This window comes from Dysgonomonas sp. ZJ279, assembly GCF_011039205.1.
Lineage (GTDB): Bacteria > Bacteroidota > Bacteroidia > Bacteroidales > Dysgonomonadaceae > Dysgonomonas.
Window position 1 is genome coordinate 454830 of sequence record NZ_JAAKEL010000001.1, and the last position, 25808, is coordinate 480637.

Here is a 25808-nt window from a genome sequence, read left to right on the forward strand (position 1 = left end):
AAAGTATTTATGAACCTCGCACACATAAGAAAAGCCCATAGTTATAACTATGGGCTTTTCTTATGTGTGTATAAGGATTCCTTATTTATTCAGCGCTTATTACTTCTTCTTCTTCTTCTGAAACTTCATCTTCCTTTTCAAAATCTATACTGGCATTAGTTAGGATATTGTACCAGCCAATTATTTTCTTAATATCCGTTGGATATACACGGTCTCTGTCAAAATTAGGAAGTACTTCTTCAAAATATTTTTTCAATTCTTCAGGCTTAGCACTTGTATTGATAGATGCCTTAGCATTGTTTTCTTTTTGTTTGATAGTAACCAATATATCTTTTAGTGGGGCTTCAGCTTCGTTTGTATAAATAGAGATGTCTCCTAATGAAACAACTTTGTCGCGAGCATGAATCGGTATCTTCTTGCTGTCAACCAAAGATTCTACTATAACCATATTCTTTCCACTCGAAATTAGTTTGTATAAGCCTGGTTTGCCCGATACGGATAAGATTGTCTTTAGCATGATAATAATCAAATTTTGTTTAAATTCTATTTAAGTCTTATTTCAGTTAAACGACAAAAATAACATGATTGACCTAAATAATGCTATTTTACCTTAGATAAATTGAATTTAATTCCTTAAAAGATTTAAATTGTCGCCTAATGAGCTGATAATCTGAATTAAAATATTTTCTTATATATGTGGCAATAAGGAGTACTTCCTTTATGTTCATAATATTGCTGATGATAGTCCTCGGCTTTCCAGAAAGCAGAAGCCGGTTTTAGCTTCGTAGCTACTTTATAATCTTTATTCTCTAATATTTTGATGTACTTCTCAGCTATTGCTTTCTGCTCTGCGTCCGAATAGAAAATACAAGATAGGTACTGTGGACCAATATCGGGACCTTGCCCATTTGTTTGAGTAAAGTCGTGTGTCTCGAAGAACAATTTAACTAAATCCTCATAAGAAGTCTGAGTCGAATTATATTCTACCTGTGTCGTTTCCAAATGCCCGGTATTCTTTTGGCATACTTGTTCGTAAGTCGGATGATCGACATGTCCACCCATAAAGCCAACAGCAGTATGTGTTACCCCTTTGGCTTTCATGAAATAGTATTCGGTACCCCAGAAGCATCCTGATGCAAAATACGCTACATCCAGATCTGGTATGAATTTCAACGATATAGAGTTTACACAATGGCGGGTATCTTTAGGAGTGAATCTTTCGTGTAAGAATACATGACCTAGATGAGCGCCACAATTGGCACATACAATTTCGGTACGCATGCCATCTGGATCGGGTATACGTTTTACAGCTCCTGTAATCTCGTCGTCGAAAGAAGGCCATCCGCAATCTGAATCGAACTTATCTGTCGAGCGATAGAGCGGAGCATCGCATCTTTTGCAAACATAGATTCCACTGCGTTTGTTGTTTACATACTCTCCCGTGAAAGGTCGTTCCGTTCCTTTGTGAAGAATTACGCGTTCTTCTTCTGCTGTTAATTTATTGTATTTCATATTGTCTAAGTTAGTATTATTTTTATTTTGAGCGCATGATATACTTATCATGAACATATATATATAAAATAGAACATGTATCCTTTTCATGATGCGACTGTTATAATGTTAAGCAAATGTATTCCTTATGAACAGATGTTAGCAACTTTTGTTTCGCAAATTTTGTTAAGGATTATATTTTGAATAACTTTCCATTAGATTTATAAAGTAGGTCGTAGGTCTTAATCAAATTAATTATATGGAATATATCTTCGCCGCAATAATATTAATACTGAGTATTGCTGCCATTATTGTGTTACAAAAGAATAGCAAACAAAGGGAACTGGATTTAAAGAATGAAATGGCTAAGCATATTTCTGAGAAAGAAGCTTTGCTACAAAGCCAGTTAGATTATATCCGGGAGATTGCTCAACTTAAAGCAAACCTGCAATCGAAAGAGGAACTGTTACAAACCCAACAGGAAGAGCTTCTCAATACCCGTAATCAACTCAATAAGGATTTCCAAGTGTTGGCCAATCAGATATTGGAGGAGAAGACACAGCGCTTTACAATAGCCAATAGGGATAATATGGAGGCGATATTAAAACCTCTGAACGAGAAACTGATCGAGTTCAAAACAAAAGTAGAAGAAACTTACGATAAAGAGTCAAAGCAGCGATTCTCGTTAGAAGAGCGTATAAGGGAGCTTGTAGTTCTTAATAACCAGATCAGTGAAGATGCAAATAACCTGACCAAAGCTCTTAAAGGAAATAATAAGGTACAGGGCAACTGGGGCGAAATGATTCTGGAATCAATCCTCGAAAAGTCGGGATTGAAGAAAGGAGAAGAATACTTCGCCCAGGAATTCCTTACTGATGACAATGGGCTTCGTGTTCAAAATGATCAACATAAATATATGCAGCCCGATATAGTTGTAGTCTACCCGGGAGGACGCAAAATAATTATAGACTCCAAGGTTTCGTTAAATGCTTATGTTAAATATGTAGAGTCGGAAACTGATCATGAAAAGCTTGTTGCCGAAAAGGAGCATATTCTATCTATCAAACAACATATAGATGAATTAAGCCAAAAGTCTTACCAGGATTATGCAGAGTCTTTAGACTTTGTTATGATGTTCGTACCTACCGAACCTGCATATATACTAGCTATGCAGCTTGATTCCAATCTATGGGATTATGCCTATCGTAAACGTATTCTGTTGATTAGCCCGACTAACTTAATAGCATCCCTCAAAGTTGTCTCCGATCTGTGGAAACGAGAGTATCAAAGTCGGAATGCTCAGGAGATAGCTAAAAGGGGGGCGGTACTATACGACAAATTTGCTGGCTTTGTAGACACGCTTCAAGATGTCGGTAAAAATATAGAACGCTCTCAAAAGGCTTATGATAAGGCTTTTGGGCAGCTAAAGGATGGGAATGGAAACCTTATTCGTCAAGCGGAAATGCTCAAAGAATTAGGTGTAAAAGCTCAAAAAGAGTTACCAAATAGTGATACATAATTAAATTATGTTAATAATGCATGAAAAAAGTAGAAACATGTTGTATAACATAAAAATTAGCTTATCTTTGTACTGTGTTTTTCATGGTATTAGATTTAAGGTTAACAATGAAGATTGGTTGTCGGGATGACAACCTTTTCTTTTTTATATATGTTCCCATATAATCTCGGTCTTAGATAATTTCTTTGTTCTTCCCTTATGATTCTTAGAATAAGCTCTATCAATGCATTTTTCAATTCAAAAAGTAACAAAAGTAACACTTTTACACAGTTTCTATATGTTACTTTAGGTTCATCAAGTTCCATTTTGTAACCGATCACGAAGAATTCTCAAACTCTCAGCCGTCTTTTCATTATTTGCAACAAAAGTTAATTGCTTAGGCTGTACATTAGTCTCCTCTTTTTTATCCATCTTCTCATCATATCGTTTCAGAATAAGCTTGATAGATCGGGTATCAGGCGCATATTCCTTTTCTTTGACAACTACATTTTTTACTATTAGCTGAGACGGGTCATCTTTATCAGGGATGTAAGTCGTCTTTTTCTCGGTCAGCGTATAGCCTTCTATTTTTCGCTGCAATGCCTTTCGTGCACCCATCATCAGCTTCTCATCCCGACGATCCATAGCCTCATCGAGTTGACGAGCGAACTCAGGCTTGAAGTTTTTCCATTCGTAAAACGATTTTCTGCTGATTGATAATATTTTGCAGACTTCAGATATGGTATAGTTGTTATCTTCGATAAGGGTTATAATCTTTCCTGCAAGTTTCTCGCTGTATTTTGCCATAATTAATCGGTTTTCTTTTTTGATTATAGATAAATATGTTTCAAGTCTGTTCATAAGAGAAAAATAGTTATTTCGGGTTCTGTTATACAAAACAAACCCATCTTGTATTATGTTATATATATTTATGCATCTAAAATATAAGCAAGTTGGCTAAGCACTGTTTGAATTGTAATAATATAGTAAAAGGAAATTTTTGTGCTAATTGTGGACAATCACTAAAGGAGACAAAAATAGGCTGGAAAAGCCTTTTCGATGAACTACAGTTTAGCATTCTACATATAAATAAGGGAATTATTTTTACAATAAAAGAATTACTCTTAAGACCGGGAAGTACTATAAACGGATATTTGGGAGGAAAAAGGGTCGACTATTCTAAACCATTCGCTTATCTGTTTATTTTAGCAACGATTTATAGTCTTGTTATACATTTTTTTAATGTATATCCTGAGTCAGAAATGCATCCGAATAATAATTCGTTGTTCGATAGTAATGCTTTATATAGTTGGTATTACGGTCATTATGCCATAAGCCTATTGCTGATAATTCCCTTCTATGCGGTATCATCCTATCTTATATATAGAAAAAGAGGTTATGATTATATTGAGCATCTAGTGATTCATTCTTACATTAGTGGTACTAAGGTTTTTATCCTGCTGCTTTTGTATCCTTTGTTCTATTATTCTCATTCAGTATACGTTTATCATATGATGAATGTTTTCACATTCATCTATATTCTATGGGCCTTGATTCGGGTATTCAGATATCCATCCTTTTTCAAAACTCTGTTTAAGGCTATTTGGTGTATTGCTCTTACATTAATATTTGCCACATTTGTAGCGGTTGTTGTTGTGGAAATATTGAAATCTGCCCATTAAATATATCGGTGTCCTTATTGCAAACTATTATATTCTGCCTGTTTCATTTTAGGTAATTTCTTTATTACCTCACTTACCGAAATATCTACCAGTTCTTTAATCACTGAATCGGGTACGTCGCTTTGGAGGTTGACCGCATTCCAAGTAAAACTGTTTCCTGCATGCTGACCGTGTGTAATACCTTCGTAGCTATCCCGTAATTCCATCGATCTGCTTGGTTCGCACTTTATGCTGACACGAAACTCACCGTCTTTGGGTTCTATATTCAGGTAAGCAAACATTTTCTCCATCACCTTGAAAACAAGAATCCGTTTATCGAAAAAAGGAAAACTGCCGGATGCTCCTTTTATCGACAAACAATAATCGCTGAATTCTTCGATATTCATAATCTGAAAAATTAGATTAAATCGTTGTAAGTGTATGTTTTCAAATGTTTTCCATAAATTTGTCCAATGCCCCAGCGTCCATTTTTACGTTGAGTATTGTTCCATCTTCATCCAACAATAATCCATCTGGTATCGTAGAAACATGATATGTATTCATGACCTCTCTAATCTTATTTTCCGGAATTAGAAGGTGTATCCACGGCATGTTGTACTTTTTCATAGCTGCTATCCAATTCGGTCTTTTTTCATCAATACTGATTCCGATCACGAGCAGTCCTTTGTCCTTATATTTTTCATATACTTCTTTCAGATGAGGCATTTCAGCTATACAAGGGCTACACCATGACGACCAAAAGTCAAGATAAATGTATTCATACTTACCTACATAATCTGATAATTGTACCAACTTGTTATCGGAAGTCAGTAGTTTTACGTCTTGATATTTAGTACCTATAGATTCTCTTTTTTTCTTTCTTTGATTATCGTATTCAATCTTTTCTTTAATTACAGGCGCAATCATTGGGCTATTCTTAAAATCTTCACTAACTTTTGAACATACATCTTCAAAATCACTAGTGGGGAAAGTTGAGGTAGCCCTTGCGAAGATCAATTTGCCTGCTATATTATCTTTATTTTCTATAATCAAATTCTTTACAGCTTGAAGGCTAAATATTGAATCTGTGAAATTTTGATATACATTATTCAGTGGCGTGCCGCTCACTTTAATTCTGGAGCTAATATCTGAACGTATATTGCCACGTTCTAATATTATATCTGTCCATCCCCAATCCTGATCACTCACACTAAGTTGTGTGGCCCCATTCAGATATTCTTCACCTTCGAAATGAAACTTACCATCTTTTATGATTGTAGAATCAATGTTGAAGATGTCTTTCATGTTTTCTTTGTAGCTGGTGATTGTGACCGTTTTTCCATTCATTTCATCACTGGCGGTTCCATTTAGATAAAACATATTGTTCTGTCCAAATAGGCCGAAAGAGGAGAGAAGTGTGAGATAAAATATAGATATAAGTTTTTTCATGATCGTATTTTGTTGCAACCGTCACGTTATAGGCACTGCGTTCAACCTTATTCTTCTTTTCTGAAAATACTGAAATTCACACTGCCGTATACTCGCTGATCATCGAATAAAGGCAATTCAGAGAAATTATAATCTTTCGAATGTTCCAGTATAAATATTCCTCCGGCTTTGATTAGGTCTTTTTCGAAAATAAGTTTAGGAACATCTGCGAAGTTTTTCAGATCGTAGGGAGGATCAGCAAAAATAAGATCAAACTGTTGAGTGGCGTGTTGTAGATATTTGAATACATCCATCTTAAACAGGGTGAGTTCCGTAGCTTTCAATTCAGCCTTTGTCTTTTCGATAAAACTGCCATGAACAGGTAGTTTTTCTACACATATCACCTTAGGGCATCCCCTCGAAACCAGTTCGAAGCTGATACCACCCGTACCCCCGAAAAGGTCTAAGGCTGTGGTTTCTTCCCAATCAATCTCGTTATTGAGTACATTGAACAGGTTTTCTTTTGCAAAATCGGTTGTAGGACGAGCCTTGAAGCTTTTAGGAGGACTGAATCTCCGCCCTTTATACTTTCCGCTGATTATTCTCATAATGATAGTGTGATTAAGTCGAGAGGTGCTTTCAATGCATCCTCATTCCATAAATAAACCTCGCGGGGCGTATCTACAGGATTTATATTTTTGATGTACTCTTGTAAAGTATGTTTTATTTCTTCTTCGGGCGATCCGGCAATATATAAATGATCGGTTAGCTGATCGAATCCGCACTGTTCCCAAAGCTTAAGGATAAAATAAACCAGATTGCTTGCAGGTTCACTTTCGTATGTTAGGCAATGAGTGAATTTTGAATTCTTGAAGCATATGATATCCAGTAGGTTGTTATGGAAATTCAGGAACATCTTGGAAGTGAGGCTTACCGATTTGCCCTTATCTCCAAACAAGTCTACTAACAAGCTTGTATGATGCGTGTATTTCGGATTGAATAAGCTACGCGACAGAAATTCATAGATATCTTCATCTATCTTGAACTGATTTACACAACTGTATTTTTCATTTTTATTCGATAATATACGTTCAGCTTTATCCGTATGAGTACGATTGTAAAGATCGATTTTTTCGTGTTCGCCGAAGTAGGCAGACGGGACAAAATCATATTCGGGAGAAACAATGATAACATTCGTTTCCAGAAATTCCTGCGTAAGAAAATTGAAGTCGAAAATAATTCGCTGAATATTATTCAACAGTGTTATTTCGGTCGAAAATGTAGTATCCCGAAGACAAAAGCTTTTTCCGTAATTAGGTTCCGAGATAGAGAACATAAATCTGTTCGGTTCTATCCGGATAGATAAGATATATTTTTCTGATTGTCCGAGGTCTATATTTTCGGGTATAAACATAATTGTTGTTTTATATCTACAAATGTAGAAAAAGATATTTTTATAAGCTACTTTTGATATTCATTTCAATATCCCATGTTAGTATGCTGAACGATTTTTTCCTTGACAAGATTAAAGATAATTTTCCTTTCGAGCCAACCGAAGAGCAGGGACAGGCTTTGACGAAAATTGTCGGGTTCTTATTCTTGCAAAAGGAAGAAACTTTATTCTTGCTCAAAGGTTATGCCGGAACAGGTAAGTCTTCGCTATTAGGTTCTTTGGTCAAAACAATGACCGAGTTCAAACAGAAAACCGTTTTGTTAGCCCCCACTGGTCGCGCGGCAAAAGTTTTTTCGGTTTATGCAAGCCATCCCGCATTTACCATCCATAAAAAAATATACAGACAAAAGAAGTTTTCGGCCGAAGCCGGCTACTTCGCTTTGATGGATAACCTGCATAAAGATACACTATTTATTGTTGACGAGGCTTCTATGATAAGCAATAACGGATTGGATTCGTCCGTTTTCGGTACAGGGCGACTTTTGGACGATCTTATTCACTATGTATATTCGGGTGAAAACTGCCGTTTGCTCCTGATCGGCGATTCGGCACAGTTACCCCCGGTGATGGAGGAGGAGAGTCCTGCTTTGCAATTAGAGGTGCTCGAAGGCTATGGCTTGGAGGTTATGCACTCGATGCTGTCGCAGATCGTGCGACAAGCCGAAAGTTCGGGAATACTCTATAATGCAACGAATATAAGGAATATATTGAGGAAGGGTAAGACCGAAGCCTTTCCAAAATTAAAACTTAAAGGCTTTTCGGATATTATCCGTATATCGGGCGAAGAGTTGATAGATGAAATATCGGCGGCTTACGATCGTGATGGAATAGAAAACACAATGATTATCTCCCGATCTAACAAACGCTCGAATATATATAATCAAGGGGTGCGCAATCGTATTTTATACCGTGAAGAAGAAATTTCTTCGGGCGATCTGCTGATGATAAACAAAAATAATTATTTCTGGACAGAGAATGTAGAGGGTATAGAGTTCCTTGCAAATGGCGAAATTGTAGAAGTATTACGTGTTCGCCGCGAACAGGAACTATACGGCTTTCGCTTCTGTGATGTTTTGGCCAGAAGTCTAGATTACGATATGGAAATCGAAGTAAAGATACTGATGGATACACTTTCTTCCGATACGGCGACATTATCACGTGAGCGGTCGCAAGAATTGTTTCTGAATATACTCGAAGACTATTCCGATATATCGACCAAGGCGGGCAAGATGAAGAAACTGAAAGTCGATCCTTTCTTTAATGCTTTGCAGGTTAAGTTTGCTTATGCCGTCACTTGCCACAAAGCGCAGGGCGGTGAGTGGAACAATGTCTTTCTCGATTTAGGCTATATTGCAGAAGAACATCTCGGTGTAAATTTTTATCGCTGGCTGTATACGGCGATTACACGAGCCAGCGATAAGTTATATCTGATAAATTTGGCAGACGATTTCTTATGAACCTAGTCCGTTTGCTCTAAGATAATCTTTAATTCCGAACTTCTTTTTCATTTCCCGTTTGTTTAAATCCTTTACATCTGTGTGTATTATCAGGTTTTGCTTTCCGATTACAAACTTATCTATAAAGGTATTGATCTCATTCAGATTTTCCGACATAGGCGTATTTGCTATCTCGTGTGCAGCATTCTCGACGCTGTAGAAGTAATAAGGATATTTTTCTTTGCTTAGCTTTTCAGCAATATGCTTCGAACCGTAGAAGCCGAATTTGGTAAATATAATAGTCAGTTTATTATAGGGCACATTACTATCTGCATCACCATGAAACATAAGCATAGGAGATGGTTTCTCCTGCCATTTCAAATCTCCTTTTATGCTGAATATTGCTCCTGCAAAAGAAATAACTCCTGCATAGTTGAAATCTTCGGGCAGGCGTTTAGCCAATTCTGTATTATTGCTTATTTCGTATTCGCCATGCAGAACTGTGATAGCTCCCGCACTCGAGCCGCAACTGATTATTTTGTCTTTATCTATATTCCATTCTTGGGCATGTTGCAGAACGAAATTAGTTGCGTCAAACAGGTCTTCTACTGCTATTGTAATAGCATGATCCATAACTCCGACAGCTTCACGTCCACCCATTTTAGCTTTTTTGCCTGTTTGGGCTTCCTGCTTCTTGCCAGCTTCCAAAGCCATCTTGATACCTAAACGGTAATCGATAGAAACAACGGCATATCCTTTAGCTACCAGCTGATTGAAATAATCCACATATGCTTTCTGATCGCGTTCTCCGCTGGTGAATCCGCCACCGAAAACGAATATAATGCAAGGCTTCTGCCCTGTTATAGACGGTAAATCATATTTGTCGAGTCGCAGCGTGTCATTACCTTTTATCGAGAAAATAAAGGTCTCCTTCTTTATCTCATCATCTTTTGTGAAATCGCTACCGAACGATGAGATACTGACTAGCAGTGCTAAGAATAGCGTATAAATGAATTTGTTTTTCATAACTAATGAGTTATTTTATATAACAGTTCTTTCAGTAATTGTCCGTCGGGGGTAGATACATTATCCACACCTTTGCATTTCCCGTCGTATATTCTTAGCAAGCTAAGTATATTCATGCATTTGAAAGCATTGTAGTTGCGAAGTGCAGCTACATAATCTTTCGCTTGATATGGGTTTCTGAACCCCAATTCGGCAGCGATGCCGTTTTCCGATTTATCCTTTGCCCAATAGCAGATCATCAGATTGCTGAAAAAGTTGAATAGTACGACTAATGTTACTATCAGCGGATTATTTTTCGGGTTACTTTCGAAGTAGTCGGCTATCTGATTCACCTTGAATGTATTCTTCTCGATAATGGCTTTCAGTAGCTCGAAGTTGTTGAAATCTTTGCTTATTCCTATATTTTGCTCTATCAGGTCGGCTGTTATCTGTGCCTGACCTTGCGGTAGTGTAATCAGCAGTTTCCCTATTTCATTCGTTAGTTTACTAAGATCGTTACCCAGATAGTCGGTCAGCATCTGTGCCGATTTCTGGTCTATTCTCAGCCCTTTAGTTCCAAGATAAGATGTAATAAAAGCAGGTATCTTATAATCGGGTATCTTTTTAGACTCGAGTACGACGCCATTCTTTTCTATCGTGGCCGATAATTTTTTTCGCTTATCGAGCGTTCCGTTTTTGTAGTTGAGTACAAGTATTGTAGTCGAGAGCGGATTTTTCGCATAAACCTCAAGTTCGTCTATCTTGCTTAAGCCTTGCGCTTCCTTGACTACTACAACCTGATAGTCTGACATCATCGGGTAACTGCGAGCCAATGTTATGACAGAAGGAACATCGGTCTCCATCCCATAAACAATAGTTTGATTGAAATCACGCTCGTCTTCGGGCAGAACGGTATTGATCAATAAATCTGTCAATTCATCGATATAATACGGTTCATCACCCATCAATAGGTAGATAGGCTTGAATCGTCTGGCCAGTATGTCTGTTTTTATCTGCTCGAAACTCATATTGGGATATTCATCTTGGATTTACTATTTAGAAGCGTAGATGTTTAACCGTTTCACCGTTATTGATCAATGTTTTCAACGACTTTATACCGATCAGCACATGTTCGTCGACGAAGTTCTGTGTCACAATATTGTCGCTTTTCTCAGTCTTTATACCGTCGGCTACCATCGGTTGATCCGATACGAGAAGTAAAGCACCGGTTGGTATCTGATTGGCAAATCCGCATGTAAATAGTGTAGCTGTTTCCATATCGACCGCCATAGCACGAATCTTGCGCAGGTAGTCTTTGAAAGTGTCGTCATGCTCCCACACACGGCGGTTGGTTGTATAAACTGTTCCTGTCCAATAATCCTTATTGTGATTACGGATAGTCGACGATACCGATCTCAACAGGCTGAAAGCTGGCAGAGAAGGTACTTCGGGCGGATAATAATCGTTCGATGTCCCTTCGCCTCTGATAGCAGCAATAGGAAGTATATAGTCACCTAAGGCGTTGTGTTTTTTTATTCCACCGCATTTACCGAGAAATAGGACAGCTTGTGGCTGTACAGCACTCAATAGATCCATGATAGTTGCAGCGTTGGCGCTACCCATCCCAAAATTGATAATGGTGATACCTTCCGCACTGGCATTAGGCATATTACTGTCTAAGCCCACGATAGGCACATTGAAATGATTGGCAAAAACTTCTACATATTTCGAAAAATTGGTAAGAAGTATATGTTTGGTAAATTGTTCCAATGGTCTCTTCGTGTAGCGAGGTAGCCAATTTTCTACAATCTCTTGTTTTGTTTTCATATAAACTCTACTTTTGTTTAGAACGATCCTACTGTATACAAAAACAAAGATTACTCCGATTTGTTTTCATAGGATGCTTTTAACAAAGGTAGCAAATGTTGAAGTTAAATTTACCCCCTTTCAATATAAATGTCAAAAAAATAGATGGTAAGTTATCTGTTTTTGATGAATTGAGGCGCAAGTATGTTGTGCTTACACCCGAGGAATGGGTAAGGCAGCATTTTATAAATTACCTGATTACAGAAAAGGGTTATCCCAAGTCTCTAATCTCGAACGAAATCCAGATTAATCTGAATCAGCAGAAAAAAAGGTGTGATACAGTGATTTACAGCCGTGAGCCATCTCCCTTGGTAATCGTAGAGTATAAAGCTCCCGAGGTGGTTATTACGCAAGATGTGTTTGATCAGATAGTGCGATATAATATAGTACTTAAGGTGCAGTATCTGATTGTCTCCAACGGTTTGAGCCATTATTGCTGCAAAATGGATTATGTGAATCAGTCTTTTGAATACTTATCTGATATTCCTTCCTACAACGAACTATAATAAATAAGTCGTTAGCATTACCACCAACCAACTACAGTATTTTTATGTCATCCCGATACGTAGTGAGGGATCTGCTCAGCCTCCCCAACCCCTCCCAAGGAGGGGCTCTTGTATACTCTCTTTGTGTTCCTCCCCTTGGGGGAGGTTAAGAGGGGCTTTCAGTTCGGAATGATAAAACAGCCATTAGGATGGCAGATATGAGTCTAAACGTCAAAATATACTTAAAAAGAAAAAAGCACCTCGGACTGAGATGCTTTTTTTTATGTTTTAACGAATACCAATATTATTGATTTTCTGCCGGAGTTGTCGGTGTTGGAGTTGTTGTTTGACTCGGCGCAGGAGTTAGAGGTGCAGCACCCGGCATTCCTGTAGACATGTCAGGAGTAGTTGTAGCAGGAGTAGCTAGAGGAATCGTTTGGATTTCTGATGCTGGTCCGGCAATTTGTTTAGGTGTTACCACCACATAAAGGATACTCATAACAATAATAAAGCTAGCTAATCCCCATGTTGCTTTTTCTAAGAAGTCAGTAGTTTTTCTAACTCCCATAATTGCATTTGAAGAAGAGAAGCCCGATGAAAGACCGCCACCTTTAGAATTTTGAACAAGAACTATTAATATAAGTACAATAGCTGCTATAACAATTAATACAATAATTAGCGTATTCATTTTTTATCTTTGAATTTCGAATTTATAATCAGTTTTTCCAGAAAACTCAATTGGTCTGCAAAGTAAATATTTTTTTTCGGATAATTCAAACTTAAGTGTTTAATTATTTTATATGCTTTTTCGTACTTCCGCTGTTTTATGTATATTTTAGCCAAAGTCTCAGTAAAGAACATGTCGTCACTTAGTTCGTCATCTGTATCTACTTCCTTGCTTTCAGCTGTAATGGGTGCGTTAATACCTTCTTTGTCGATATGTATTTTTATACCGCCATCTTCTTTCGATCGTTCTATAAAAGAATCGATAATCACTTGATGTTTGAGCGGAATTGCCTCTTTCTCTGGCTCTTTTTGGATGTTTTCTTTAGGCTGAATCTCCAGATAAGTGAAATAATCGGTCGAAGCAAGGCTCGAATTGATCAAATTGTATTCAAATTCGGGGTCGTCATCGTTGTTATCCAGCGTATCGAAGAAAGCATTTAAGAGAATACTGGTCTTATCTTCGGATATTTCTTTTTTTCCTGTATGTGTGAAAAACTGGTCGTATTCTTCACTTAATATATAGTAAAAAAGAGCCTTTCTGTCGTTAACAAAGATTGCCAGACGGGTTAACTCCGATTTATATTCGTCATTATTGTATAAAAATAATGATTTAAGATAAGCAAAAATACCAATTTGAAAATAGGGATATTCATCAACAATGTTCCTTAAGCCTGCTATTTCAGAATCCGAGGGAACTTTGCTGTTATCTACCAATTGATTAAATAGTTGAATATCCATATGATTTTAAGTTGATAAAGGGATTACCAATCAGACATTGTTGAGTTAAATATCTGATCGACAATTTCTTTTGTCAATTCTTCAATCAGTGCGTCCTGTACTTCGGTTAGCATCTTGCTACTGTCAAAATCCTGGAATGCAGTAAATGTCTCTTCCTTATCTTGCGATGGGTCTACGTTATTTCTGAAACGCATTCTGACACTCATCGTCAAACGTGTTTCAGCCGCAAAGGCATCTGCCTGAACGGATAAAGGCATAAGGTCGTATTGAGTGACCTCTCCTTCTATTTCGAGATCGGGACTAACAGTCGTGAAAATCAGTTTGGTATTTCTATCGAATACATCTCTTATCCTGTCATTAAATACCTGTGTCAATGGTGGATATACAAGAGGTGCCTGATTCGGGAAATCTCTGATTTCGATTGTTTTGGTTTTTGAATAATCGAGTGATGCTCCGTTAAATTTATAAGATATGCTGCAAGCATACATCAGGAATGGGAGTACTATAAGCAATAATGCCGTTTTTTTCATAAATTTTCCAGGTTGTATTCTTTTATTTTCCGATAAAGTGTGCGTTCTGATATTTTCAGATCCTGAGCCGCATTTTTGCGTTTCCCATTATGACGTTCAAGTGCTCTTATTATCATATCTTTCTCTACATCTTGCAGTGAAAGTGTTTCTTCTTCGTAATCCCGTGCCTCCACAATATCAGAATCATCCACTTTGGATGACGATACTATGGCTGGCATATCCTCTTTGGTAGAGAGCGATGTATTCCTGTCGCTACTAACAATGATAGGAGTGAGGGAACTTTCCGAATTATGCTTTATCGACGATGAAATGTCAGAAGGTTGTATATTTCCGGCAACAATATCGTGAACAATTTTCTTAAGGTCGTTCATATCCTTTTTCATATCGAACAGTACTTGATATAGGATTTCACGCTCGTTGTTAAAACTTTTAGAGTCGCTATGATCTTTTGTACTTATCGGAATAAGTCCTACTTCGTTGGCAGGTAGGTATAATTTTAATATTTCGGAGGTAATATCACGTGCCTGCTCTATTACAGATATCTGTTCTGTAATATTTTTTAGCTGGCGAATATTCCCCGGCCAGTAATAATCCTTAAGTGTTTGCTTTGCAGCTTCTGTAAGGACAATCGGCGGCATGTTATATTTTTCCGCACAATCACTGGCAAACTTTCTGAAAAGAAGCGGAATGTCTTCTTTTCTGTCCCTAAGGCATGGGATGCGGATAGGCACAGTGTTCAACCGATAATATAAGTCTTCACGGAATCGTCCGTGCTTTGTTGCGCTGATCATATCCAGATTGGTCGCAGCTACTACGCGAACATCTGTCTTTTCTACTTTCGACGAACCTACTTTAATGAATTCGCCTGTTTCTAATACACGCAGCAGACGAGCTTGTGTCGATAACGGCAATTCACCTACTTCATCAAGAAATAAAGTGCCTCCGTTAGCAACTTCAAAGTAACCTTTGCGTTCGCCGGTAGCACCGGTAAACGAACCTTTTTCGTGTCCGAATAGCTCCGAATCGATAGTACCTTCGGGTATAGAACCGCAGTTGACAGCAATATAGCTACCATGCTTACGGTGGCTATAATTATGTATTATTTGAGGGAAGCTTTCTTTGCCCACACCGCTTTCACCTGTAATAAGTACAGACATATCGGTAGGAGCTACCTGAAGAGCTATATCGATAGCCCGGTTCAGTTCGGGATTATTTCCAATAATACCAAATCGCTGCTTTACTTGTAGAATATCAGGTTTCGCCATAAGGAGCAAGACTTATAAAGGTCATCGACCTATTTATTATTTGTACCTGTGCCATGTGCAAGAATGCTTGGCAACAGATATTTATAGAATTTCAAGAAAACTAAGTAAAAGAATGTATTTAATGTCGCATTTCAAAAATATAACTATCAATCATTGTTATACTTGGACAAACTATAAGTGAGTTTGCGACCTTAATACTGACAAAATTACATATTTTATTCATATTCTGTCAGCCTTTTTAGTAAAGATTTGTGAAGATCGGTTTTCAGTCTGTTGGTTTAGCTAATGCATAAGTCTTAGCTTTGAGGAATTCGCCAAACTCTTTTATGTCTGTGTATATAGCCTGTTCTTTTGGCATGATAGGTTCTCCCAATCTAATATGTATTGTTTTACCTCTCTTGTTATATACTTCGTGTCCGAGACGCAACGAACGTAATTTCCAGCTTACTAAATCCAGAAAATTGAAAAACCAAGAGTTGTGCCCACTGAAGTACATTGGGATTACAGGTACTTTTGCTTTCTTTATCAGTTTTACTACCGGTTCTTGCCATTCACGGTCTTCGACCTCCATTTTGAGGCCTTTTAGTTTCGTCTTGGATACTGCTCCCGCAGGGAAAAAGCCGAGTGGATGCCCTTCTTTCAGATGATCTATACATTGCTTTATGCCTTCGAGGCTCGAACGTGCAGCCAGCCTTCCGCTTTGAAACGGATTGACAACAATGAAATGCATAGCCATTGTATCGATCATACCGAGAATATAATTCACCATCATCTTATAGTCGCCACGTACCGAACCTACTTTGTCGATGGCCGCTATTCCGTCTATGTGTCCGTAGGCATGATTGGATACTGTGATGAACGCCTTTCCTTCAAATTGATCGAGGACTTCTATATTTTCTACAATGATATTTACTCCTACATCTTTCAATAGGTTGTCGCAGAAAGCAACTCCTTCGTATTGCTTAGAAGTATCATAGATGCGGTTCACTTTGTTGAGCCCGGTCAACCACATTGCAAAACTGATTATTATATTGCCAAATGTTCCTTGAAGAATAGGATTCATTTTGCGAAGTTCGTCTTTACTTATAAGTTTTTCTTTCATGCGAAAAATGCATTTAATGAATAACAAAGGTGGTTAAAAATAGGAAAACAGGCAAATATTCTTTTCTGCTAATTTGCTAATCTTTTAGTTCGATAACTTCTAAGTCTCGGATGTTACCATTATCTAAAATAAATCTGACAAGAGTTCTGACTTTATGAAAGCCGTATTTGCCGGCAGCACCGGGGTTAATAAACAAACAATTATATTTTTTATCGAACATTACTTTCAGTATATGCGAATGCCCGTCTATGAATAATTTAGGCGGATTGGTATTTAATATTGTACGAATTCGAGGTTCATATTTTCCGGGGTAACCTCCGATATGAGTTATGAGTATATCTACATCATCTACGGTAAAGCGCAGAAATTCGGGATAGGCAGTACGCACTTTACTGTCATCTATATTTCCATATACTGCTCTAAAAGGTTTTAGGGCTTCGAAACGAAGAGCCAGATCCATAGAGCCGATATCTCCTGCATGCCAGATCTCATCGCATTCGGCAAAGTATTTTTCGTATTTTTCGTCCCACCAGCTATGTGTATCCGATAATAGTCCGATCTTTTTCATATGCGATTATAGATTTATACAAATAGAAAACGCAACGGATAATAAAAATGTTCCCATCGATGTGTATTTGAGGTAGGGGTCTAAAAGCCGATTTTCTTTTGTGCGAATAATATTGGATAATATTTTTATGAAAAGTAAAAATACAAGAACGTAAAAATACTGATAGCAGTTCGATAGATATAAAATTCCATAACCTACAAAACAAGCAAGTGAACCAATAGTCAGAATGCTATGATATCGTTTTGCCTTATCGAGCCCTATGCGAACGGGTATTGTGACTTTCCCCGACTTCTTATCGTTTTCAAGATCACGCATATTATTAATATTAAGTACCGCAGCCGATAAAAATCCTAACCCGATAGCAGGTAGCCACGCCCTGAAATCTAAGGCATGCGTATGAAGAAAATAGGTGCCGACCACAGGGACAGGACCGAAGAAGATGAAAGAAAACAGATCGCCTAGTCCTTTATATCCGTATGGGTTTTTTCCTGTCGTATATTTTATAGCTGCTACAATGGCTGCCAAGCCTAAGCCGAGAAAAATAAGAATATACTTTATATCCATAAATTGCAATGCTATATATATAAGGAGTGAACCCACTATTGCAGCCAGTCCGATAACTATATAGATGCCTCTTTTCATTTGCTGAGGTGTTATGGCTCCGCTTTGTACCGTACGCTTGGGGCCGACTCTTTCGCCTGTAATATCTGTTCCTTGCTGATAATCGCCAAGATCGTTCGCCATATTGGATAACAATTGCAGAATAGTTGCGATAAGGATGGTTAAAATGCAGACTGTAATATTGAATTTGCCTGTGCTGAAAGCCAGGCTACTACCACAGATAGCCGTAGCTACTGCAAGAAAAAGTGTTCGGGGGCGCAATGCTGAGACCCAAGAGGATATTGATGCCATTCTGTTTTAATATATTATCGATCTGAAAGCATCTATGCCAATGCTTAATCGAACGTCAAATTTAGTGTATTTTACGTTATTAAAAGAAGTGAATGCTCCAAAAGATATTAGTCTGGTGAGATTAATAGAATATCCGGCCTCGGTATAGAATTTATTATCGGGGGTATACAGGCTTTTCAAATGAAGTGTTTCCATAAATGGCTGCCCCTGAAAAAACGGGATACGTTTCAGCAGGATATATTTACTGGTATAATTTATACGCGTATCTATCCAATGGCGGTTGGTAGAGTATTCATAACTGTTTAGCATCAGGTACGAATCGAATGGGTTTTTGCATGTCAAGAATGAATTTACAGCATCGAAATGATGATAGTCGGCAAAATGTACCCTGTCGTTATTGCCGATAAATGTTCCTGCTTCTGCCGAGTAGTTGATATGGCTGAAATAGCTTAAAGCTAAAGATTGATTTATTCCTGCCTTTATTTTTCTGAATTTAGAATTGTTTGTCTGCCAAGAAGAAAACCCCTCTTCATAATCAATTAGAAATGTTGGCGACGCATAGTTCTCATATCTCTTTACTCCCTTTTTTATAGAATAATAAGCGTATGGTGTATATTCGAGACCGACATTATAAGACGTTTTATCAAAACTGTCATCACTATATATATTCGGTCTGATATTGCGTCTGGCTCCCCAGATCACAAAATCAGTATTGTTGCTTAATCCTCGTCGTTTGGCAATCTCGAATCCTGTATTCAATTTGAGTCCGTTCGCTAAATCGATTGAATTCTGTACGGCAACGAAATCTTTTTGATAAAAATAACTAAGGTTTTTGCCTTTCGATAATGACGAATACATATTGTCTAGACGAGCAGCCCCTAGTGGGTTAAAATCGGCGGACGTGGAGCCGGCTGATAAGCTTAAACTCCCAAGTTTCATAGGTGCATAATCCAAATCCATATTTGTACCTCCAATAAAACGTTCTCTGGCTGTGGCGTAATACAGATAAGGGCTGATTCTTAATTTTTGTTTCTCATTGAGTTTGTTTGTAATCGTAAATTTTTGCCCGATCCATGCCCCGTCCACAAAATTATATTCAGGTAGGATTCTTAGCAGACCGTCATATCTCACCCTGACCTTACTTGAGTCCGAACCCGTTTGTCCTCCCATCAGCAAATTTCCAAACGAAAATCTGGATGGTTTATGCTTTTCGCGAACCGAATCTATGCGTTGTTGTATTGAATCTTTTCTGACAAAACTTATAGCCTCCCTTTCGTCCAAAGGGATAACTCGTATCTGCTTCCAATACGAAGAGTCCCTATTTTGTGCCAAACTGTCCGATAAAGTGGTGTATAAAGAATCTGTTTTGATTTCAAAATTTCGCTTCGTGTTTTTCTTTTCGGCGATTATTTTCATCGCATCTTTATTTACATCTACATGTTTGTATTTAAGCGATGCATAATAGTTGAGAGCTCCGCTTATACCTAGAAAATCAAGATTGGAAGCGACAAAATAGCTGACAGGCAGATAAACATCTTCTGCTATTTTCTGATAAGTAATAGTATATGTTCGGTTGTCACCTAAATCATGGCTGCTCAGTTCGGCAAGATTTATATGCCATGTACCATCCACAATATAGATATAGCCTTCGAATAAAATGGGGTCTTTTACCTTTGGGCTAACTTTAATCTTGTTTATTGTCGTTCCATCTTCTTCGCTGTATCCTTCATATCTGAATTTGTAGTAAGAAAATGCATTTTCATTTAGCGGTGATATAAACTGTCCGAGTTTGGATGTATATAGTGACCCATTCATAATACTTATAGCTTCTTTCGAATCAAAGTTGTCGGGAATGCTGCTGGAAAAAGCTATTACCGTTTGCTTGTATTTGTCGGGGGCGTTATATTCTATTTCGTTGAATGTTTCCTGAACGAACATTTGGTTTCTAAGCTCCGAAGCCTTCATCCCTTCTGACTTTTGAATCATTCTGTCTAATAGTTTTGAGATTTTGAATAATTCCATATTCACCTTTATATATGTATCGGCAGTATATCCTTTTACTGTATTTGCATAATAGGGGGCTTTAGCGATTGCTTTTCGCATTATTTCATAGGCTGGGTCTTCGGTATTTGATACGGTTACCTCTTTTAGATCAAAAGGTTTTTCTTCCAAAGAAATATTTACGATAGTAGTTTCATTAGGCAGTATTTGTACTCGGCGTTCGATTCGTTCAAAGCCCAGGCATTTAAATTCGACCAGATAACTGCCGGTGGGCAAGGTTGTCTGGTATTGTCCATTTTCATTGCAGACTAATCCGTGATTAATCTCCTTTATATACACGGTTCCTCCATGTAAAGGTTCGTTTGCTTTATCTGTAATTTGTCCTTTGAAATTTTGTGATGAAAGGTTGAATGTAAAAAAAAGGAAGAAGGATAAAATACCGAAATACTTCATGTGTTATCTGTTTTGCGTAATATCATTTAAACTGCAAATATATTAGAAATATTATACTTGGAAATTAAGAATGTGAAAAAGTGACGCTTTTTCGACAGGTTATGCTAACAAATGTTTATAAGGGTATTCGGTTTTAGATTATTTTATTATTTTTGCTAGTCAATATAAGTCAAACCTAACGAGAGAAATGCTAACTGTAGAAAAAATTGGTGGGACATCTATGTCTCAGTTCAAGGATGTATTGGATAATGTAATTGTAGGAAAGAGAAAACCGGAAGAACTATACAATCGTATATTCGTGGTATCAGCATATAATAATGTGACCAATTGGTTGCTCGAACATAAAAAAACGGGTGAGCCGGGAGTTTATGTTCAATTTCTCGAAAATGCCGATTACAGTATAGGTTTGGATAGCTTGTGTCAGCGCCTTCTCCTTATTAATGACGGATTCGAAAGTATCGGTTTGAATCTGGCTGAAGCTCGTGAGTTTATTACCTATCGTATCAAGCAGGCTAAAACGATGTTGCATAGCCTAAGTAAAGTATTGGCTTCGGGTTATGTCAATGCTGACGATATCTGTTTGGCGGCGCGCGAAATATTGGCGTCAGTGGGTGAGGCTCATTCGGCATGGAACTCTGTTAATATTTTGAATAATAGTGGTATATCGGCAAGGTTTATCGACCTGTGTGGATTCAACGACTCGTTGCCACTTACTATAGATGAACGTATTCATCGTGCATTTAAAGATATAGACTTCGGTAAAGATCTTTGTATTGCAACAGGTTATACAAAGGGGACAGAAGGTATTATGCGTGCTTTCGACAGAGGATACACTGAAGTTACATTCAGTAAAATCGCGGTAGAGGTTCACGCTAATGAAGCAATTATACATAAAGAATACCACTTATCGAGTGCCGATCCTAATATTGTTGGGGTCGATAAAGTTGTTCCGGTGGGCTATACCAATTATGTTATTGCCGACCAGTTGGCGGATATAGGTATGGAAGCTATTCATCCTCAGGCTGCAAAGCCGCTCGAGTTGGCGAATATCAATATTCGTATAAAAAACACATTCGAATCGGAGCACCCTGGGACTATAATAACGAAAGAATATGTTTCTGAAATTCCAAAAATAGAAATAGTATCTGGTACAGATAAAGTATTAGCCATCGAGATACATGATCCTATGATGGTCGGTGAGGTTGGTTTCGACTTACGTATCATGCAGATGTTTTCTAAATTTGGAGTAAGCTATATACTAAAATCGACCAATGCTAACTCGATTACAATGGTAGTCTGGGATAATTATAAGTCTCGTGAGTTGATAGCTAGTCTTGAGCAGGCCTTTTACCGTGTTATTTCGGAGCGCGTAGCGTTGGTGTGTGTGATGGGGACTAATATTGCAATGCCGGGATTCTTATACAGAGCATCTAAAGCTCTGTTCGAACAAGGTATCAATGTCGAAAGTTTTGCACAGTCGCTTCGTCAGGTAAATATGCAGTTTGTTATTAAGAGAGAACACTATAAAAGCGCTGTTATAGCTCTAAACGACGAATTGTGCCTCGATAAATAAGGCGAAATAGTATTTTAATATTTTTTTTATTGTAAATAATAAATTTAAATTCTATTTTTGCTAACTGAATATAGCAAAATAGATACTTTAATACCATCGTGGAACACTTCTAATCATTTTAGACATTCCATAACAAAATATAATCTTTTTGTCTCATTAGGATGTTTTTCTATCTAAAATTCTTTATTTTAGACGAATAAAACGAGATGCCGAGCGTTCTGATTAAAAGAAAGGTATATCGATGTGTATTTTTAATATATAAAAATCTTTGAAAGATAAAATGGATTTGTATATTTGTACGCTTGTACAAACACTATTTACGCCATTTTTACTGGATTTAGAATAAATATTGTATAAACAAATATTATAAATTTGAAAATTAAAAATTAATTCACTAAACTTAATTTATTTATTATCACTATGGAAACTAAGAGACAACAACCAAAACAAAAGCCTAGATCAAAAGGCGTTTCAGCTGCGATTGTAATTGTTGGCTGTGCTATTGTAGCATTCTGCTTTTTCATCTTTGTTTGTGGAAATCCTAGCGGTTTCGACGAAAAAGGGCATCCACTTCCAGGTAATGTTTTCGGAATTTTATACCAAGGGGGGTATGTGATACCTTGTGTAATCACATTGCTTCTTACTGTACTTGTTCTTTCTGTTGAGAGATTCTTTGCATTGAACAGAGCAAGCGGTAAAGGAAGCACGTCTAAGTTTATCTTAAATGCTAAAACTAAATTAGCTGCTGGCGACATCGCTGGAGCTGCAAAACTTTGCGATGAGCAAAAAGGTTCAGTTGCTAACATCCTAAAAGCAGGTCTTGTTAGATATGAAGATGTAGAGAAACTTACAGATCTTCATAACGACGAAAAAGCTGCTATTATCCAAAAGGAAATAGAAGAAGCTACTACATTAGAGCTTCCTTACCTACAACAAAACCTATCGATCATTGCAACAATCTCTTCATTGGGTACATTGTTCGGACTATTAGGAACAGTACTAGGTATGATCAAGTCTTTCCAAGCTATGAGTAGCGAGGGATCACCAGATTCAACAGCACTGGCACTAGGTATTTCTGAGGCCCTAATGAATACAGCAATGGGTATCGGTACAGGTGCGTTAGCTATCATCTCTTATTCTTATTTCTCTGGTAGAGTAGAAGAAATGACCAATGCAGTAGACGAAGTTGGCTTCGCTGTTGGTCAAACTTATACTCAAACTCACGGAGGTTTGTCTAAATAATTAATATTTTTAGATTAATTTGTGGAATTTCTATGAGATTCTACTCTAATAAGAAAACAAAGAGAAGATATGGCTAAAGTAAAGGTTAAAAAACAGGATACGTTTATCGACATGACGGCGATGAGTGACGTTACTGTGCTCCTGCTTACATTCTTCATGCTTACATCAACATTTTTACCAAAAGAACCCGTACAGGTTTTGACTCCGGCATCCGTGTCTGAGGTAAAGATTCCTGAAAACGACGTTTTAACAATACTAATCGATCCGCAGGGCAAAGTGTTTTTAAACATGGACAGACCTGAGAATAAGGTTGCAGTATTGAAGTTGATGGGGCAGGATTATGGTATTACGTTTGACGACAAACAAATAAAATCTTTTGTAGAATTGACCCATGTTGGGGTTCCTATGAATAGAATGTCTGGCTTGTTGAACTTACCAATGGATGAGCAGAGTGCTGAGATTAAAAATTTTGGGGTGCCTACAGATAGTACAAATAATCAACTATCACGTTGGGTAAAACATTTTAGGGAAGTAAATGAGGACGCATCTATCGCTATCAAAGCAGATCAGTCGACTCCATATCCATTAGTGGATGGTGTGATGAAAACTTTGATCGAATTGAAAGAAAACAGATATAGTCTTATAACCACTCTTAGGGGAATGCCGGAAGGCCTATAATAATCAAAAACTAAAAAGAATAAGATTATGTCAGAAGTACAAACCGGTGGCGGCGAAAAGAAAAAAGGCAAACCCCAAAAGCTAAACCTACGAGTAGACTTTACTCCGATGGTTGATATGAATATGTTATTGATAACCTTCTTTATGTTTTGTACAACATTGAGTAAGCCGCAGATCATGGATATTGCGATGCCTACCAATGATGAGAACTTAACAGAAGAAGAGAAAGATAAAGTTCCTGAGTCTAAGACGGTGACTCTTTTGCTAGGTGAAAATGATAAAGTATATTATTACTTTGGAAAACCTAAATATGAAGATTACACATCGTTGAAAGAGACTGATTATTCTCCCGAAGGTATTCGTGGAATTCTTTTAGAACGTAATGCGGCAGCTGTTCAAAAAATGACTGAGCTGAAGCGTGAAAAACGTGAAAATAAAAGAATGTCCGATGAAGACTTTAAGAAACAAGCAAGTGAAATTAAGAATGATAAAGAGTCTATGATTGTTGTAATTAAGCCGACAAGCGATGCAACATACGAGAATCTGGTTGATGCTTTAGACGAAATGCAAATTTGCAGTATCGGCAAATATGCAATTGTTGATATGGCCGAAGGCGATCAATTCTTAATCGAGAACTTGAAAACGAAAGGTGCTTATGGCGCTCAAGCTGCAACTCCGAAGTAATCACATTATTAAAAGAAGAAAATTATGGGAAAAGACATAAATTTGAATTCAGGCGAATGGTGTGATGTAGTCTTTGAAGGAAAAAACAAGCAGTATGGTGCTTATAGACTTCGTCAAAGTTCTTCAAAAAGACACATCGCGGCATTTATTGTAATGCTTCTGTTCGCTACGTTTGTCGCAGCGTTGCCAGGGCTAATCGGTGTTGTGAAAAATCTTACAGCGAAAGACGATCTTGGTCCGATGGAAGACACTTTTGCAATGTCGAATATACCTGTTGAAGAACAAGTACAACAAGAGAACCTGATTAAGCAGGAGACTGCACCACCGCCACCACCGTTGAAAACAACAGTGAAGTTTACACCTCCTGTTATCACAGAAGATGACAAGATTGATGAAGATAAGTTGATGAAGTCTCAAGAAGATTTGACAACAACTAAGATCACTATCTCTGTGGCTGACGTGAAAGGTACGGACGATAAGCATGGTGTTGATATTGCCGAACTAAAGGAACATAAAGTAATTGTTGAGCAAAAAGTAGACACTGACAAGCCATTTGTTACAGTTGAACAAATGCCAACGTTCCCTGGAGGCGAAATGGAAATGCATAAGTTTATTAACGAGAACCTAAAATATCCTGTTGTTGCACAAGAAACAGGTGTTCAAGGTCGTGTAACTATTCGTTTCGTTGTAACTAAAACAGGTGCAATTTCGGATGTAACAGTTATCCGTGGTATCGATCCTTCTTGTGATAAAGAAGCAGTAAGGGTTGTAAAAGCGATGCCAAACTGGATTCCTGGAAAACAAAATGGTTTGAATGTACCAGTATATTTTACACTTCCGATTGTATTTAAGTTAAGACAATAATAAATACTCTTCTTGAGGTATTTATTGCAAAACATAAAACTTAGTAAAGAAGAGAAGTTGGACTAAAAACCTCTTCTCTTCTTTTTAAATAATAGAGATGAAACAAAACAAATTTTCCTTTAGAATCGTATGGAGTCTACTAATGGTAT

27 protein-coding genes are annotated in these 25808 nt (G+C 37.5%); 9 read left to right on the top strand and 18 right to left on the bottom strand.

Annotation, left to right across the window (positions count from 1 at the left end; translation table 11 throughout):
• Positions 1–85 precede the first annotated feature (85 nt).
• A complete protein-coding gene (locus G7Y57_RS02020; protein WP_165020498.1) occupies positions 86–517 on the bottom strand; it encodes a DUF5606 domain-containing protein in 432 nt (143 codons plus the stop codon).
• A gap of 158 nt (positions 518–675) precedes the next feature.
• Positions 676–1569 (bottom strand): bifunctional methionine sulfoxide reductase B/A protein, encoded by an 894-nt coding sequence (locus G7Y57_RS02025; protein WP_410492632.1) that lies wholly within the window; start codon positions 1567–1569, stop codon positions 676–678.
• Between the two features lie 181 nt (positions 1570–1750).
• Here G7Y57_RS02025 and G7Y57_RS02030 point away from each other — a divergent pair, with 181 nt between their 5' ends.
• Complete coding sequence (locus G7Y57_RS02030; RefSeq protein ID WP_165020500.1) at positions 1751–3010, top strand: DNA recombination protein RmuC; 1260 nt, start codon at positions 1751–1753, stop codon at positions 3008–3010.
• A gap of 294 nt (positions 3011–3304) precedes the next feature.
• On the opposite strand, the gene G7Y57_RS02035 is transcribed toward G7Y57_RS02030, so the two are convergent.
• Positions 3305–3796 carry a transposase gene (locus G7Y57_RS02035; protein WP_165020501.1) on the bottom strand — a complete coding sequence of 164 codons (492 nt, stop codon included), beginning with the start codon at positions 3794–3796 and terminating at the stop codon, positions 3305–3307.
• Between the two features lie 146 nt (positions 3797–3942).
• On the opposite strand from G7Y57_RS02035, the gene G7Y57_RS02040 reads away from it, so the two are divergent.
• Positions 3943–4671, top strand: a complete 729-nt coding sequence (locus G7Y57_RS02040; protein WP_165020502.1) for a DUF3667 domain-containing protein — start codon at positions 3943–3945, stop codon at positions 4669–4671.
• Positions 4672–4685: 14 nt separating this feature from the next.
• Here the strand turns inward: G7Y57_RS02040 and G7Y57_RS02045 are convergent, their stop codons facing one another.
• From G7Y57_RS02045 to G7Y57_RS02060, 4 genes are read right to left on the bottom strand one after another with little or no spacing between them, the layout of a single operon-like run.
• Complete coding sequence (locus G7Y57_RS02045; RefSeq protein WP_165020503.1) at positions 4686–5057, bottom strand: MmcQ/YjbR family DNA-binding protein; 372 nt, start codon at positions 5055–5057, stop codon at positions 4686–4688.
• A gap of 40 nt (positions 5058–5097) precedes the next feature.
• Positions 5098–6099: a TlpA disulfide reductase family protein gene (locus tag G7Y57_RS02050; protein ID WP_165020504.1), complete on the bottom strand. Its 1002-nt coding sequence runs from the start codon at positions 6097–6099 to the stop codon at positions 5098–5100.
• Between the two features lie 47 nt (positions 6100–6146).
• Positions 6147–6686 (bottom strand): RsmD family RNA methyltransferase, encoded by a 540-nt coding sequence (locus G7Y57_RS02055; RefSeq protein WP_165020505.1) that lies wholly within the window; start codon positions 6684–6686, stop codon positions 6147–6149.
• Positions 6683–7492 carry a DUF3822 family protein gene (locus G7Y57_RS02060; protein WP_165020506.1) on the bottom strand — a complete coding sequence of 270 codons (810 nt, stop codon included), beginning with the start codon at positions 7490–7492 and terminating at the stop codon, positions 6683–6685. The genes G7Y57_RS02055 and G7Y57_RS02060 overlap by 4 nt, the downstream gene beginning before the upstream one ends.
• A gap of 83 nt (positions 7493–7575) precedes the next feature.
• Between G7Y57_RS02060 and G7Y57_RS02065 the strand changes: the two genes are divergently transcribed.
• Positions 7576–8988, top strand: coding sequence for an ATP-dependent RecD-like DNA helicase (locus G7Y57_RS02065; RefSeq protein ID WP_165020507.1), 1413 nt, complete (start codon positions 7576–7578; stop codon positions 8986–8988).
• On the opposite strand, the gene G7Y57_RS02070 is transcribed toward G7Y57_RS02065, so the two are convergent.
• Genes G7Y57_RS02070 through G7Y57_RS02080 form a run of 3 tightly spaced genes read right to left on the bottom strand, consistent with a single transcriptional unit; the run spans position 8983 to position 11799 of the window.
• A complete protein-coding gene (locus tag G7Y57_RS02070) occupies positions 8983–9993 on the bottom strand; it encodes an alpha/beta hydrolase (protein ID WP_165020508.1) in 1011 nt (336 codons plus the stop codon). The two genes, G7Y57_RS02065 and G7Y57_RS02070, sit on opposite strands and share 6 nt — an antisense overlap.
• A 2-nt stretch (positions 9994–9995) precedes the next feature.
• Positions 9996–11000, bottom strand: coding sequence for a DNA polymerase III subunit delta (holA, locus tag G7Y57_RS02075; RefSeq protein ID WP_165020509.1), 1005 nt, complete (start codon positions 10998–11000; stop codon positions 9996–9998).
• 28 nt (positions 11001–11028) lie between these two features.
• Positions 11029–11799 (bottom strand): AMP nucleosidase, encoded by a 771-nt coding sequence (locus G7Y57_RS02080; protein ID WP_165020510.1) that lies wholly within the window; start codon positions 11797–11799, stop codon positions 11029–11031.
• 95 nt (positions 11800–11894) lie between these two features.
• Here G7Y57_RS02080 and G7Y57_RS02085 point away from each other — a divergent pair, with 95 nt between their 5' ends.
• Positions 11895–12344, top strand: coding sequence for a type I restriction enzyme HsdR N-terminal domain-containing protein (locus G7Y57_RS02085; RefSeq protein ID WP_165020511.1), 450 nt, complete (start codon positions 11895–11897; stop codon positions 12342–12344).
• A gap of 283 nt (positions 12345–12627) precedes the next feature.
• On the opposite strand, the gene secG is transcribed toward G7Y57_RS02085, so the two are convergent.
• The 8 genes from secG to G7Y57_RS02125 form a co-directional block, all read right to left on the bottom strand.
• Positions 12628–13011, bottom strand: coding sequence for a preprotein translocase subunit SecG (gene secG, locus G7Y57_RS02090; RefSeq protein ID WP_165020512.1), 384 nt, complete (start codon positions 13009–13011; stop codon positions 12628–12630).
• Positions 13008–13787: a hypothetical protein gene (locus G7Y57_RS02095; RefSeq protein ID WP_165020513.1), complete on the bottom strand. Its 780-nt coding sequence runs from the start codon at positions 13785–13787 to the stop codon at positions 13008–13010. Before G7Y57_RS02095 ends, secG begins: the two co-directional genes overlap by 4 nt.
• Before the next feature lie 23 nt (positions 13788–13810).
• A complete protein-coding gene (gene lptE, locus G7Y57_RS02100) occupies positions 13811–14317 on the bottom strand; it encodes an LptE family protein (RefSeq protein WP_165020514.1) in 507 nt (168 codons plus the stop codon).
• Positions 14314–15582, bottom strand: a complete 1269-nt coding sequence (locus G7Y57_RS02105; RefSeq protein WP_165020515.1) for a sigma-54 interaction domain-containing protein — start codon at positions 15580–15582, stop codon at positions 14314–14316. Before G7Y57_RS02105 ends, lptE begins: the two co-directional genes overlap by 4 nt.
• 265 nt (positions 15583–15847) lie before the next feature.
• Entirely contained in the window at positions 15848–16684 is an 837-nt protein-coding gene (locus tag G7Y57_RS02110) for a lysophospholipid acyltransferase family protein (protein WP_165020516.1), read from the bottom strand.
• A 76-nt stretch (positions 16685–16760) separates the two neighbouring features.
• Positions 16761–17252: a metallophosphoesterase family protein gene (locus G7Y57_RS02115; RefSeq protein ID WP_165020517.1), complete on the bottom strand. Its 492-nt coding sequence runs from the start codon at positions 17250–17252 to the stop codon at positions 16761–16763.
• A gap of 6 nt (positions 17253–17258) precedes the next feature.
• Entirely contained in the window at positions 17259–18164 is a 906-nt protein-coding gene (gene menA, locus G7Y57_RS02120) for a 1,4-dihydroxy-2-naphthoate octaprenyltransferase (RefSeq protein ID WP_165020518.1), read from the bottom strand.
• Positions 18165–18170: 6 nt separating this feature from the next.
• Entirely contained in the window at positions 18171–20618 is a 2448-nt protein-coding gene (locus G7Y57_RS02125) for a DUF5686 and carboxypeptidase regulatory-like domain-containing protein (protein WP_165020519.1), read from the bottom strand.
• Between the two features lie 187 nt (positions 20619–20805).
• Here G7Y57_RS02125 and G7Y57_RS02130 point away from each other — a divergent pair, with 187 nt between their 5' ends.
• The 5 genes from G7Y57_RS02130 to G7Y57_RS02150 all read left to right on the top strand — a co-directional run bounded on the left by G7Y57_RS02130 (position 20806) and on the right by G7Y57_RS02150 (position 25659).
• Positions 20806–22191, top strand: a complete 1386-nt coding sequence (locus tag G7Y57_RS02130; protein ID WP_165020520.1) for an aspartate kinase — start codon at positions 20806–20808, stop codon at positions 22189–22191.
• 420 nt (positions 22192–22611) lie between these two features.
• Complete coding sequence (locus G7Y57_RS02135; RefSeq protein ID WP_165020521.1) at positions 22612–23433, top strand: MotA/TolQ/ExbB proton channel family protein; 822 nt, start codon at positions 22612–22614, stop codon at positions 23431–23433.
• A gap of 69 nt (positions 23434–23502) precedes the next feature.
• Positions 23503–24111: an ExbD/TolR family protein gene (locus tag G7Y57_RS02140; RefSeq protein ID WP_165020522.1), complete on the top strand. Its 609-nt coding sequence runs from the start codon at positions 23503–23505 to the stop codon at positions 24109–24111.
• Between the two features lie 27 nt (positions 24112–24138).
• Entirely contained in the window at positions 24139–24795 is a 657-nt protein-coding gene (locus G7Y57_RS02145) for an ExbD/TolR family protein (protein ID WP_165020523.1), read from the top strand.
• A 24-nt stretch (positions 24796–24819) separates the two neighbouring features.
• Positions 24820–25659: an energy transducer TonB gene (locus tag G7Y57_RS02150; protein WP_165020524.1), complete on the top strand. Its 840-nt coding sequence runs from the start codon at positions 24820–24822 to the stop codon at positions 25657–25659.
• Positions 25660–25808 lie beyond the last annotated feature (149 nt).

Bases quoted from the DNA above. Each gene is read 5' to 3' on its own strand.
- G7Y57_RS02020 (WP_165020498.1), bottom strand. From the start codon at position 517: ATGCTAAAGACAATCTTATCCGTATCGGGCAAACCAGGCTTATACAAA.
- G7Y57_RS02025 (WP_410492632.1), bottom strand. From the start codon at position 1,569: ATGTTCATGATAAGTATATCATGCGCTCAAAATAAAAATAATACTAAC.
- G7Y57_RS02030 (WP_165020500.1), top strand. From the start codon at position 1,751: ATGGAATATATCTTCGCCGCAATAATATTAATACTGAGTATTGCTGCC.
- G7Y57_RS02035 (WP_165020501.1), bottom strand. From the start codon at position 3,796: ATGGCAAAATACAGCGAGAAACTTGCAGGAAAGATTATAACCCTTATC.
- G7Y57_RS02045 (WP_165020503.1), bottom strand. From the start codon at position 5,057: ATGAATATCGAAGAATTCAGCGATTATTGTTTGTCGATAAAAGGAGCA.
- G7Y57_RS02050 (WP_165020504.1), bottom strand. From the start codon at position 6,099: ATGAAAAAACTTATATCTATATTTTATCTCACACTTCTCTCCTCTTTC.
- G7Y57_RS02055 (WP_165020505.1), bottom strand. From the start codon at position 6,686: ATGAGAATAATCAGCGGAAAGTATAAAGGGCGGAGATTCAGTCCTCCT.
- G7Y57_RS02060 (WP_165020506.1), bottom strand. From the start codon at position 7,492: ATGTTTATACCCGAAAATATAGACCTCGGACAATCAGAAAAATATATC.
- G7Y57_RS02065 (WP_165020507.1), top strand. From the start codon at position 7,576: ATGCTGAACGATTTTTTCCTTGACAAGATTAAAGATAATTTTCCTTTC.
- G7Y57_RS02070 (WP_165020508.1), bottom strand. From the start codon at position 9,993: ATGAAAAACAAATTCATTTATACGCTATTCTTAGCACTGCTAGTCAGT.
- holA (WP_165020509.1), bottom strand. From the start codon at position 11,000: ATGAGTTTCGAGCAGATAAAAACAGACATACTGGCCAGACGATTCAAG.
- G7Y57_RS02080 (WP_165020510.1), bottom strand. From the start codon at position 11,799: ATGAAAACAAAACAAGAGATTGTAGAAAATTGGCTACCTCGCTACACG.
- G7Y57_RS02085 (WP_165020511.1), top strand. From the start codon at position 11,895: ATGTTGAAGTTAAATTTACCCCCTTTCAATATAAATGTCAAAAAAATA.
- secG (WP_165020512.1), bottom strand. From the start codon at position 13,011: ATGAATACGCTAATTATTGTATTAATTGTTATAGCAGCTATTGTACTT.
- G7Y57_RS02095 (WP_165020513.1), bottom strand. From the start codon at position 13,787: ATGGATATTCAACTATTTAATCAATTGGTAGATAACAGCAAAGTTCCC.
- lptE (WP_165020514.1), bottom strand. From the start codon at position 14,317: ATGAAAAAAACGGCATTATTGCTTATAGTACTCCCATTCCTGATGTAT.
- G7Y57_RS02105 (WP_165020515.1), bottom strand. From the start codon at position 15,582: ATGGCGAAACCTGATATTCTACAAGTAAAGCAGCGATTTGGTATTATT.
- G7Y57_RS02110 (WP_165020516.1), bottom strand. From the start codon at position 16,684: ATGAAAGAAAAACTTATAAGTAAAGACGAACTTCGCAAAATGAATCCT.
- G7Y57_RS02115 (WP_165020517.1), bottom strand. From the start codon at position 17,252: ATGAAAAAGATCGGACTATTATCGGATACACATAGCTGGTGGGACGAA.
- menA (WP_165020518.1), bottom strand. From the start codon at position 18,164: ATGGCATCAATATCCTCTTGGGTCTCAGCATTGCGCCCCCGAACACTT.
- G7Y57_RS02125 (WP_165020519.1), bottom strand. From the start codon at position 20,618: ATGAAGTATTTCGGTATTTTATCCTTCTTCCTTTTTTTTACATTCAAC.
- G7Y57_RS02130 (WP_165020520.1), top strand. From the start codon at position 20,806: ATGCTAACTGTAGAAAAAATTGGTGGGACATCTATGTCTCAGTTCAAG.
- G7Y57_RS02135 (WP_165020521.1), top strand. From the start codon at position 22,612: ATGGAAACTAAGAGACAACAACCAAAACAAAAGCCTAGATCAAAAGGC.
- G7Y57_RS02140 (WP_165020522.1), top strand. From the start codon at position 23,503: ATGGCTAAAGTAAAGGTTAAAAAACAGGATACGTTTATCGACATGACG.
- G7Y57_RS02145 (WP_165020523.1), top strand. From the start codon at position 24,139: ATGTCAGAAGTACAAACCGGTGGCGGCGAAAAGAAAAAAGGCAAACCC.
- G7Y57_RS02150 (WP_165020524.1), top strand. From the start codon at position 24,820: ATGGGAAAAGACATAAATTTGAATTCAGGCGAATGGTGTGATGTAGTC.